The sequence below is a fragment of the Flavobacterium sp. MFBS3-15 genome (genome assembly GCF_026107645.2).
GTDB lineage: Bacteria > Bacteroidota > Bacteroidia > Flavobacteriales > Flavobacteriaceae > Flavobacterium.
In genome coordinates, this window is sequence record NZ_JAPCHV010000001.1 from 261,719 (window position 1) to 274,219 (window position 12,501).

The window sequence follows — 12,501 nt, forward strand, 5'->3', positions numbered from 1 at the left end:
CGGGGGCTTATTTTTAAAAAAGAATACCTCATAATGAAAAAAATACTAGTACTGGTAAGCCTCCTGCTTACCCTCCCGGGTCTCTCCGCGCAAACCCTGAAATCGCCCGACGGCAACCTTGCGATGGCTTTTAAGGTGAATGAAAGCGGAACCCCCACATACAGCCTTACGTATAAAGGCAAAACCGTTATCAGTACGAGCAGGCTGGGCCTGGAGCTCAAAAATGACAAAAATTCCCTGTTGGATGATTTTATAGTTTCCGGCACAAAAAACACGTCATTTGATGAGACCTGGAAGCCTGTTTGGGGTGAGGAATCGGCCATTCGCAACCATTATAACGAGCTCGCCGTGACCCTGGACCAAAAAAACACAGCCAGGCAGATGGTGATCCGCTTCCGGCTGTACGATGATGGCTTGGGATTCCGCTACGAATTCCCGCAACAAAAGAACCTCTCGTATTTTGTGATAAAAGAAGAACGCACGCAGTTTGCCATGACGGGCGACCACACCGCATTCTGGATCGCAGGGGATTACGACACGCAGGAGTATGATTATACGGAGTCGAAACTCTCGGAAATCAGGGCACTAATGGCAAAGTCGATTACCAGCAATCTGTCGCAAACCTCATTTTCGCCCACAGGCATCCAGACTGCGCTCATGATGAAGACCGCCGAAGGCCTGTACATCAACCTGCACGAAGCCGCGCTTATTGATTACGCGTGCATGCACCTCAACCTCGACGATAAGAACATGGTATTCGAATCGTGGCTCACCCCCGATGTAAAAGGCGACAAAGGCTACATGCAGGCGCCGTGCCATACCCCGTGGCGTACGGTTATCGTGAGCGATGACGCAAGGAAAATACTCGCCTCAAGGCTTACCTACAATCTGAACGATCCCTGCAAAATCGATGACACCTCCTGGATAAAGCCTGTAAAGTATGTAGGCGTATGGTGGGAAATGATCGCCGGCAAAAGCTCGTGGGCCTATACCGACGACCTCCCTTCGGTACAGCTCGGCACAACGGATTATTCCAAAACAAAACCCAACGGCAGGCACGGCGCCAACACAGCCAACGTAAAACGATACATTGACTTTGCCGCCAAACACGGTTTTGATGCCGTACTGGTAGAAGGCTGGAACGAAGGCTGGGAGGACTGGTTTGGCAACTCAAAAGATTATGTGTTTGACTTTGTAACGCCATACCCTGATTTTGATTTGAAAGGCATCAGGGACTATGCAAAATCCAAAGGCGTAAAGATGATCATGCACCATGAAACATCGGGTTCGGTGCGCAACTATGAGCGCCACATGGACAAAGCCTACCAGTTCATGAAGGACAACGGCTACGATGCCGTGAAGAGCGGCTATGTAGGCCCAATTCTGCCTCGTGGCGAGAACCATTACAGCCAGTGGATCGTAAACCACTACCAGTATGCCATCGAGAAAGCCGCAGAGTACAAGATCATGGTCAATGCCCACGAGGCCGTGCGCCCTACGGGTGTTGCCCGTACATGGCCCAACCTGATAGGCAACGAAGCAGCCCGCGGCACCGAATACCAGGCCTTTGGCGGGTCGAAGCCCAACCACGTAACCCTCCTGCCGTTCACAAGGCTCATTGGCGGCCCGATGGACTACACGCCCGGCATATTCGAGATGGACATCAAAAAGTTCAGCCCCAATAATGAATCGCACGTCAACAGTACGATTGCCAACCAGCTCGCCCTGTATGTAACACTCTACAGCCCTTTGCAAATGGCAGCCGACCTCCCCGAGCATTACGACCGTTTCCCGGATGCATTCCAATTTATCAAAGACGTAGCGCTGGATTGGGATGAAAGCAAATACCTGGAAGCCGAACCGGGCAAATACATAACCATAGCGCGCAGGGCCAAAGGGGCTAAAAACTGGTTCCTCGGCAGCGTGGGTGGGGATAGTTCGCGTACGTCGAATATTGCATTCGATTTCCTTGAAAAGGGCAAAACGTATGTCGCCACCATTTATGCTGATGCGGAAGACGCACATTACAAAACCAACCCACAGGCGTACGTTATCAGGAAGGTTATCGTGACAGGCAAATCGAAGCTGTCGCAGTTTGTGGCGCCCGGCGGCGGGTATGCCATAAGCATCATCGAAGCTACTAAAGACAACTCTAAAGGATTGAAAAAATTATGAGAAATATAATAGCATTCCTGTTCCTGTGCCTGATGCCCGCGCTATCCACTGCACAGCAAAAACCCATAGCCGAAAAAACACTGGGCAACTGCTCGTCCTACAACATTGCGGGCAATGAGGCTGTCTTCAATTGTGAGAATGGCAAGGTAAAATTGCAGCTTTGCAGTGGCGAGGTGGTCAAAATATGGGTAGCACCCAATGGTAACTTTACCCGCAGCAACCCCTCTTTTGCGGTGATTAATGAAGACCTTGGCTGGACCGGAGCCATCAATGTAAAGGAAGAAACATCCGCTTATGAGATATTTACGGCATCGCTGCGCATCCGCGTAAACAAGGCGCCGTTTAATTTGCAGGTATTCGACAAATACCAGAAGCTGCTGTTCAGTGACTATAACGAACGCGGCTTTGTGAAGAACGGCGATAAGGTTACGGCCTACAAAAACCTGCGCGGCGACGAACAATTCTTTGGACTGGGCGAAAAATCCGGCCCGTTGAACCGCAGGGGCAACAGTTACAAAATGTGGAACAGCGATCAGCCCTGCTATGGGGTTAATGAGGATCCGCTTTATAAGAGCATACCGTTCTTTATGAGCAGCAACCGATACGGGGTGTTTTTTGACAATACCTATAAAACGGAATTCAAATTCGGTACCGATAGCAACGACTACTATTCGTTTGAAGCGCCGAAAGGGGAGATGGTGTACTATTTTATTTATGGCAACGACTACAAAGAGATCATCAAACGCTACATCGACCTGACCGGAAAACCGATCATGCCGCCAAAATGGGCGCTGGGCTTTTCGCAGTGCCGGGGCGATTACACCCGCGAGGACCAGGCCAGGGAGATAGCGGCGGAGTTCAGGAAACGCAACATTCCTTGCGACATCATCTACCAGGACATTGGGTGGACCGACGGGCTTCAGAATTTTGAATGGCGCAAAGACCGCTATACCAATCCCAAAGGCATGGTGCAGGACCTGGGCAAAATGGGTTTTAAGATGATCGTGTCACAGGATCCGGTTATCTCGCAGGCTACTAAAGAACAATGGCACGAAGCCGAAGCCAAAGGCTATTTTACAACGGATATCCGCACAGGTAAATCATACGACATGCCCTGGCCTTGGGGCGGCAACTGCGGGGTGGTCGACTTTACGAAACCCGAAGTAGCCGACTGGTGGGGCACGTACCAGCAAAAACCGCTGGACGATGGTGTACGCGGATTTTGGACCGACATGGGCGAACCGGCCTGGAGCAACGAGGATGCAACCGACAGGCTGAACATGAAGCACCACCTGGGCATGCACGATGAAATACATAATGTATATGGCTTTACATGGGATAAGGTAGTGACCGAACAATTTTACAAGCGCAATCCCAACAAGCGGGTGTTCCAGATGACACGCGCGGCCTATGCCGGATTGCAGCGCTATACCTTTGGCTGGAGCGGAGACTCCGGCAATGGCAACAATGTACTGGATGGCTGGCAGCAGATGGCCAACCAGATTCCGGTGGGGCTGTCGGCAGGCATGGGCATCATCCCATTCTGGACAACCGATATTTCGGGATACTGCGGGGAAGTAAAAGACTATCCTGCCATGGCTGAGCTGTATGTGCGGTGGATGCAGTTTGGCATCTTTACCCCGCTAAGCCGTGCGCACCATGAAGGCAGCAATGCCGTGGAACCATGGCTGTTTGGTCAGGAGGCAGAGGATATTTCGAGGAATGTTATCGGGATGAAGTACAAACTTTTTCCTTATATCTACACTTATGCCAGAGAAGCGCATGATACAGGACTGCCACTAATGAGGGCACTGTTCTTTGAGTACCCGAACGACAGGGAAACCTTTAAGCTGAACGAGCAGTTCCTGTTCGGTAAGGAATTGCTTGTGGCCCCTGTGGTAGAAAAAGGAGCGGTGACCAAGGATGTATATTTGCCGGAAGGCGAATGGATCAATTACCACGATGGTAAAACACTTCACAGGGGAGGGCAGTGGATCACTGTTGATGCTCCGCTGGAGGTAGTACCTGTATTTGTGAAGAAAGGAAGCATCATCCCGACCATGCCGGTAATGCAGTACATACACGAGAAACCGGTGTACCCTGTTACATTTGATGTATTCCCGGCAACGGTAAACCAGCAGGCAGCCTTTGTCCTGTATGAAGATGAAGGCGAAAACAGGGATTATGAGAAGAACATTTACTGCAGGACAGCTATTATGGCCAAGACACTTAAAGAGGGAATTGAAATTACTGTAAGTGCCCGTGAAGACAAAGGTTACAAACCGGCGGGACAGCGAAATTTCATCCTGAAAGTGCATACAGGCAAAAAGCCTAAAACGATAACCGTTAATGAGGCGAAAATAAAGAAAGTAAAAGGTGGGCAGTTTCACAAAGCCATTGATACGGATTTTAATGCCGCATGGAACTGGAACGAAGAGGAGGGAGTCATTGAAATTAAGATTCCCGACACAGGGAAGGAATCGGTTATAAAAGTATTATAACGAGACCGGGCTGCTAAGGGCAGCCCGGTTTTTTATAAAAAGAAAGAAAGTTTACTGTTGGAATACTTACAGCGAGTTGAGGAAATCGAGCAGGTCCTGTCTTTCTGCAGCAGTCAGCTGCTTAAACATGTTTTTGCTGTTTTCTGCCTCTCCACCATGCCACAATATTGCCTCTGTAATGTTCCCTGCACGGCCGTCGTGAAGCAGTTGCGTATGGCCGTTTACAGTGCTTATTAGCCCTATGCCCCAAAGTGGCGGTGTGCGCCACTCATTGCCTGTAGCCAGGTAATCGGGAGCACCGTCAGCAAGTCCCGGCCCCATGTCGTGCAGGAGCATGTCGGTATACGGCCGAATGGTTTGGTTGCGCAATCCCTGAAGGTAATAATCGTTGCCGGTTTGCATTTTGGGGATATGGCAGGATGCACATTTGATATCGCTGAATATTTTCTTGCCGCGCAAAACATTGGGTGCATCGTGGTTGCGCCTTACGGGAACCGAAAGTGATTGGGAGTAAAGCACTACCCGGTTAAAGGCGACATCGGTAATTTCCGGGGTACCGCCATTGGGTATGCCGGAAAAATCAAAGCCTGCAGGGCCATGCTCATCAGGAAAAACGGGCGAGGTAATTCCAATGTCGTTTACAAAAGCCGCTGCTACCTGCTGCCGTATATTGGGCTGATTGGCTTTCCACCCGAATAGCCCCATTTTAATGCTGTTGCTTTCTTTGTCGTAAACATAGTTTGGCCTGCCGGATATGCCGTCGCCATTTGCATCATGTTCATCTGCAAAGGAAAGGTAGGTTGCCTGTGGTACAGCCTCCAATAGCCCGAGTCCCACCATCTGGCTGGCTACCCTTGGCGAAACAAGCACTCCGGGAGCCAATGGGCCGTAAGCGAGGGCGTTGATATGGTAGGAAGGCGAACGGAGCTGTACAATGGTGCCATCAGCAAGTGTTTCGGTAATGTTTTGATAGGTAATGGTATAAACTCCTTTCGGGGTTACATCCAGCAGGGCATTGTCCTGCAGCTGGTGCCCGTAAATTGGGTCTGCAATGGCGCCGCCCCAGGCATCTGTCCCCGGAAGGCTTAATCTCAAAAGCAGCCCTTTGCCCATTTCGCCGTCAAAGGAAGGCGGACGGCCACGGCCATCCTTAAAATGGCAGGCGCTGCACGAAATGGCGTTGAAAAAAGGCCCAAGCCCGTCGCGGGCTGTTGTAGATGAAGGCGCTGTTACCCAGCTTTGCCTGAATAGGGAATTACCTACACCAAAGTCTACCGACTGGTCGGGTGTAAGGGTAGCGGATGCAAAACCAAAGGCTTCTGCCGTTGCATTGATTACCGTTGATGTACCGCCGCTGAATTCCTCACCGTCTTCCGCGGTAATCTTTTCATAGCCGCTTTCATCGTCTGAGCAGGATAGTGCAAGCAGCGAAAGGGCTATCAGCCATGTGTGTCGTATACCTTTCATAAACCAAGTAAGAGTGCCGTTTTGCGGCACTCTTAGTATTCAAAAGCCAAAATTGTATTATTCTATGCCGTTTACAGTAATGCCCGAAGCTGTTGCCCCCGCAAGTAGCTTCTGGGACATTGCCATGATCTGCAGGTAGGCAGTTTTTACTTTAGCGCCTTCAGTACTTGTAGGGCCGCCACTGATGGCAAGGTCAAACGGAGTTGCTATTGCATTTACGTCATCATAAGCTGCGTCAATTGCATCTTCAATAGCATTGTACTGATCCCTGTTGGCCTGCCTTACAAGGTCTGCCAGCGATGGGCCGTCAACGTTTCCGTATTTGCCTTCATATACATTTACTATGCCTTTAAGGTTCAGGTAAACATCGCGGTGCGTGTTATCGCTAAAGCAAGAGTGTTCGTCCTCCTGGTCGGCGTTTTCAAGGGCAACCGACATACGTTCGATTGGCAGCTCAGAGCTTCCCAGCGTGATTATTCCAAGATAAATGTTTTGAAGTGCATCGTTTTCCGGCATGGCAAGGAATGTGTTCCTGTAGCTTCCGCCTTCTTTCCAAAGGTTTACCAGGTAAGTAAGGTGGTCGGTAAGCAGGTCTGCCGCTGCATTAAGGTAGTCCCTTCTCCTGTCCTGGTTGTCAGCTGTACCACCGTCAACAAAGTCAGTATAGGGCCTTTGTCCCGGTTGGTTGGCAGCGGGTGCTGTAAGATCCTGCCCCCAAAGAAGGAACTCAATCGCGTGGTATCCTGTAGAGATGCTCTTCTCATCCTCTCCTTCGTTAAGGTCTTCCAGCAGTTGTTTGTTTATTACCGGATATATGGCCGGCTTGTTGATGATGCCGCCACCATAATCAGGCGAATTGCTGTCATTAACATAGTCAATATAAGCCTCGTCAAGCGGCCATGCGTTAATAAGCCCTTCCGGGGCTTCAAAGTCGATGTCGTTATCTATAGGGCCGTTGGCAAAACGAAATGCTTCTGTAGTACCATAGCTTTCACGGGCTGCTTTCCATGCCGCTTTTGCTTCGTCAAATTTAGCTTGCGTTGGGTTGGCAGTAAATGCATTGATGGCGGATTTAAGAGCTACAGCGTCATCAAGGGCATCCTGGTAGTTTTGATATACCAGGTCAGCATAGTTCTCAATTACTTCTGCTTTTGTAACATTCCTGCTGCCTGAGCTGTCGTCACTGCTGCATGCTGTCATGATCAGGCCTGAAACCGCAAGAGCCAGTAAACTAAAGGTAACTTTCATCATTACTTGTTATTTAGATTGATTAAAAACAGTGCAAATGTAAGGTAATTTTTTATTTGTGAAAGTTTAATCGTAAAAATTATTTAGAACTATTACAGATAAGAAATTTGTCATACATTTGCCCGCAAATTCAATTCGTTATGAGAAATACGATATATTTACTTTTTATAATCTTCTTTGCAGCGGCGGGTTGTTCATCGTCCGATAACGACAAGGGGCCGGAAGGTACTTATGACCGCTCAGCCATGATGGCCAGCTGGGCCGATAACATCATTATACCTTCATTCAGCAATTACCAGGCAAAGCTGAATGCGTTGCATGCAAGCGCACAGGATTTTTCGGGTGCGCCTTCCCAGCAGTCACTGGAAGCTTTAAGGAGCGCATGGCTTGATGCTTATAAAGCCTACCAGCATGTGGGTATATACGATGATCCCAAAGCGTACGAACTCCACCTTATAGAGAGCAGCAATACCTATCCTGCCGATGTTGCGGGAATTAACAATAACATTGCAACAGGTAACTATAACCTTTCGCAACCGGCACAATATGCCCGCGAAGGTTTCCCTGCACTGGACTATTTGCTTTATGGTGTTCAGGATTCAGATGAGGCGATAGTTACCTATTATGCGGGTAATGCCAATGCCCGCGAATATATGACCGACCTTACGGCACACCTGAAAAATGTGGCCGACGGAATTCTTGCCGACTGGAACGGCAGCTATCGCGACACCTTCATAAGCGGTACCGGAACTGCAGTAAGTGCACCGATAAACCAGACCGTAAACAATTTTGTAAAAAACCTTGAGAAAGATGTCCGTACACCTAAATTGGCTATCCCGGCAGGTAAGTTCAGTAACGGTGCGACATTGCCGGATAAAGTAGAGGCCTATTACAGGAACAATGTCAGCAAAGAGTTGCTTGTTGAGGCGCTGACGGCTTCGCGTAATTTTTTCAATGGCAAATATTTTAATTCCCAGACTATGGGCCCCGGGCTTAAAGGATACCTGGATGCCGTACATGCCGGGCGCAACGGGCAGAACCTTAGTGATATCATCAATGCACAGTATGATGCCGCCATTGCTGCCGCCAACCAGCTTAATAACAGCTTTGGCAGCCAGATTGCCACAGATAACTCTAAAATGCTGGCGGCTTATGATGCCCTGCAACAGGTTGTTGTATATGAAAAGCTGGACATGCTGCAGGCGCTGAACATCAGCATCGACTATGTAGACGGCGACGGTGACTAAGCTGCGCCAAAAAATAACACACTACATCAGCCTGGATGCAGATGCGGCAACACTTGCTTTTTACCGCATTGCATTTGGGCTGATGATGTTTTTCAGCCTGGTGCGCTTTGCCCTCAATGGATGGATTGAAAAGTTTTACATTGCGCCCAAATTTCACTTTAGCTACTGTGGTTTCGAATGGGTTAAACCCATCGGTGGCTATACATATCTTATTTTCATTATTTGCGGCATTGCCTCGCTGATGGTTGCCGTGGGCTACAGATACCGGTTGGCGATAGTACTGTTTTTCCTTAGCTTTACCTATATCGAGCTTATGGATAAGACAACTTACCTCAACCACTATTACTTCATTTCTGTCATAAGCTTTGTAATGATTTTCCTGCCGGCAAATGCCTTTTTTTCCGTAGATGCAAAACGTGACGGGAAAGTTTATTCAGAAAGGGTTCCCCGTTATGCGGTTGACGTACTTAAAGTACTGCTCGCTGTGGTTTACATTTATGCCGGCCTTGCCAAACTGAATTCTGACTGGCTGGTGCATGCGATGCCGCTGAAAATATGGCTAACAGGCAATACACACCTCCCCCTGATAGGGCCATGGCTGGGCAGGGAATGGGTAGCTTATGCCTTTAGCTATGCAGGCGCGGTATACGACCTTTTTATCGTTTTCCTGTTGCTGGGCCGCCGTACAAGGCTGTTTGGTTTTTTTCTTGTAGTGGTTTTTCATGTGCTTACGCGAATCCTGTTTCCTATAGGTGTTTTCCCGTTTGTGATGATCGTATCATCGCTGATTTTCTTTAGCCCGCTACTTCACAGGAAGCTATTGGCAGGAATAAAATGGGTTCTCACCTTTGGGAAAAATAAAAACATTTCGGGCAGCCCTGCCGATGCTACAAACAGAGTAGCAGTCCGGCCAAATGTTTTTGTTGCGTACTTCCTTGGGATATTTCTTGCCATCCAATTATTGCTGCCGTTCCGTTACCTGTTGTATCCCGGCGAATTGTTCTGGACCGAAGAGGGCTTCCGGTTCTCCTGGCGGGTAATGCTTATGGAAAAGGCCGGTTACATACAGTTCAGGGTCAGGGATGGCATAACGGGCAGGATACAATATGTCAATAACCGTGAGCACCTTACTGCCTTTCAGGAAAAGCAGATGTCCTTTCAGCCCGATTTTATTTTAGAATATGCCCATTACCTGAAGGACCTATATGCTGCAAAAGGCATGGCCCGCACCGAAGTATATGCCGAAAGCTACGTGGCGCTGAACGGAAGGCTGAGCACACCCTATATTAACCCGGATGTAAACCTTGCTGACGAATATGAATCATTTGAACATAAAACCTGGATATTGCCGTTTAAAGAAAGCATTGCGGGCTTTTAGCCTTTTGCTGATCCTTTTTTCAGGAGCATCTGTATTTTCGCAAAGCGTTTTCACCGGATTTGTAACGGATGAAAGCAATGCACCGTTGGCTAATGTGGAGGTCATCTATACGCAAAATAACGTTACGGTCCGCACAGCTGCAGATGGCACATTTAACCTGTTGGCAGCAGATGAAAAAGTGCACCTTGTGTTTTATCTCGATGGTTATGAGCTTACAGAGCAGGACCTGTCGCAAGGGCAATCGGCAACCATAATCCTGCAGCGCATTACCGAATTAAATGAAGTAGTAATAGAGCGCGAGCAGAACCGCCTTTTTGCCCTTACGCACCTGAAGGATGTTGAAGGAGTTTCGGTATTTGCAGGGAAAAAGACCGAAGTTGTGCGCATGGACAGGATTACCGCCAACAAGGCAGCCAATGCGGCAAGGCAGATATACTCGCAGGTGGTGGGGCTTACCATCAACGAAAATTCCGATGGCGGGCTGCAGCTAAACATAGGGGGGCGGGGGCTTAACCCCAACCGGAGCAGCAATTTCAATACGCGCCAAAACGGTTACGACATTAGCGCAGATGTATTGGGTTATCCTGAAAGCTACTATACGCCTCCGGCAGAAGGTGTAAGCCAAATACAAGTGATACGGGGTGCGGCCTCATTGCAATATGGAACACAGTTTGGCGGACTTGTAAACTTTGTAATGCGCGAGCCGTCATTAAAACCTATTGAGGCTACCGTGCGTAATTCAGCAGGTTCGTATGGTTTTCTATCAAATTTTACGAGCGTTGGGGGAACTACGGGTAAATTCAGCTATTATACATTTTTCAACTATAAGCAAGGCGATGGTTTCAGGAGCAATTCGCAGTACAATAGCCGTAATTTCTTCGTGAACGTGAATTATGCTTTTAAGCCCGGCACATCGCTGCACTTTGATTATACCCTGTTCGACTACCTTGCCAAACAGCCCGGCGGACTGACTGATTATATGTTTGAGAAAGATATGTTCCAAAGCAACCGCACCCGCAACTGGTTTGACGTCAACTGGAATCTGTACAGCCTGCGATTTAAGCACGCTTTGTATGAAAAAACCAGATTCGAATTGCAGCTATTTGGGCTAAATGCAACACGCAGCGCCCTTGGCTACCTGAGCAACCGTGTGAGCTCATCAGACGTGGAGGGTACTGTGCGTGACCTTATAACGGGCGATTTCAACAACTGGGGCAGTGAAGCTAAGTTGCTTACGGAATATAATATCATAGGCAGGAAGAGTACATTTATGGTGGGGGCTAAGTACTACCAGGCCAGGAATACAGGCCAGCAGGGTCCGGGCAGTAGCGGCAGCGGGCCGGATTTTAATTTTGCCGACGATGAATTCCCCTACTATACCAGCCAGAGCAGCTATACCTACCCAAACAGGAATGTGTCCTTGTTTGCTGAAAACATCTTCAGGGTATCGGATAAGTTTTCGATAACACCCGGTTTGCGTACGGAGTACATTAAAACACAGGCCGAAGGCTACTGGGGCCGCATTAATACCGACCAGGCCGGGAACGTGATACTGGATGAAAGGGAAAATGAGGACATCGACAAGGGCCGTACATTTTTACTGGCAGGGCTGGGGTTCAGCTATAAATCGGGTACTAAAACAGAATGGTATGCCAACATATCGCAAAACTACCGTTCAGTTACGTTTAATGACATTCGGACTGCCAGCCCGGGACTGGCTATAGACCCTTCAATAACAGACGAGAAAGGGTTCACGTTCGACCTTGGCGTAAGGGGCACTGCCGATGACCGGTTTAATTATGATTCCAGTGTTTACCTGCTGTATTATAATGACAAGATAGGGGAGTATATGGCGCCAAACCCTAACGGAAGCGGTGCGGTAGTGCGTTACCGGAGTAACATAGGCACAGCGGTGACCTATGGTTGGGAGCTTTTGGCAGACTGGAACATAGCCAACACTTTTTTTACAGGGAACAGGAATTTCAACTGGTCTGTTTTCGTAAATAATGCCATAACAGGAAGCAGCTACATTAAGTCAGATGCGCCAAACATTGAAGGAAATTCGGTTGAGTTTGTGCCATTGGTCAACCTGAAGGCAGGAACATCTGCCGGTTACCGTAATTTCATGGCTTCGGTACAGATGAGCTGCCTTACAGAACAGTTTACCGATAGCGGCAATACCATAACCGACAGCAATGACAATACCTATGGTATTTTTGGGCAAATACCGTCCTACTACGTTGCTGATTTTTCGGCTTCCTATACATGGCGGAACTTCAGGCTGGAGGGCAGCATCAGTAATTTTACCAATAATTACTATTTTACCAGGCGTGCAACAGGGTATCCGGGTCCGGGCATATTACCGAGCGATCCCAGGATGTATTATGTAACGTTGCAGGTTAAAATTTAAGATGCGGTATTGATTAGGTCGGGATCTTTTATGGATTAAGATTTTTTTTAGAAAAATTTAAGAAGGGCTTTGTTG

7 protein-coding genes are annotated in these 12,501 nt (G+C 48.5%); 5 read left to right on the forward strand and 2 right to left on the reverse strand.

The window, feature by feature from the left end; genetic code table 11:
• Positions 1-33 precede the first annotated feature (33 nt).
• A complete protein-coding gene (locus OGH69_RS01305; protein ID WP_265172629.1) occupies positions 34-2,175 on the forward strand; it encodes a glycoside hydrolase family 97 protein in 2,142 nt (713 codons plus the stop codon).
• Complete coding sequence (locus tag OGH69_RS01310; protein ID WP_265172630.1) at positions 2,172-4,676, forward strand: glycoside hydrolase family 31 protein; 2,505 nt, start codon at positions 2,172-2,174, stop codon at positions 4,674-4,676. The genes OGH69_RS01305 and OGH69_RS01310 overlap by 4 nt, the downstream gene beginning before the upstream one ends.
• Before the next feature lie 66 nt (positions 4,677-4,742).
• On the opposite strand, the gene OGH69_RS01315 is transcribed toward OGH69_RS01310, so the two are convergent.
• Positions 4,743-6,143, reverse strand: coding sequence for a di-heme oxidoreductase family protein (locus tag OGH69_RS01315; RefSeq protein WP_265172631.1), 1,401 nt, complete (start codon positions 6,141-6,143; stop codon positions 4,743-4,745).
• A 57-nt stretch (positions 6,144-6,200) separates the two neighbouring features.
• Positions 6,201-7,394, reverse strand: coding sequence for an imelysin family protein (locus OGH69_RS01320; RefSeq protein WP_265172632.1), 1,194 nt, complete (start codon positions 7,392-7,394; stop codon positions 6,201-6,203).
• 137 nt (positions 7,395-7,531) lie between these two features.
• Here OGH69_RS01320 and OGH69_RS01325 point away from each other — a divergent pair, with 137 nt between their 5' ends.
• The 3 genes from OGH69_RS01325 to OGH69_RS01335 are packed head-to-tail and all read left to right on the forward strand — an operon-like array spanning position 7,532 to position 12,426.
• Positions 7,532-8,638 carry an imelysin family protein gene (locus OGH69_RS01325; RefSeq protein ID WP_265172633.1) on the forward strand — a complete coding sequence of 369 codons (1,107 nt, stop codon included), beginning with the start codon at positions 7,532-7,534 and terminating at the stop codon, positions 8,636-8,638.
• Position 8,639: 1 nt separating this feature from the next.
• On the forward strand, positions 8,640-10,016 hold the full coding sequence (locus tag OGH69_RS01330) for an HTTM domain-containing protein (RefSeq protein ID WP_265172738.1): 1,377 nt from the start codon (positions 8,640-8,642) through the stop codon (positions 10,014-10,016).
• Positions 9,955-12,426, forward strand: coding sequence for a TonB-dependent receptor domain-containing protein (locus OGH69_RS01335; protein WP_265172634.1), 2,472 nt, complete (start codon positions 9,955-9,957; stop codon positions 12,424-12,426). Before OGH69_RS01330 ends, OGH69_RS01335 begins: the two co-directional genes overlap by 62 nt.
• The last annotated feature ends 75 nt before the right edge of the window (positions 12,427-12,501 follow it).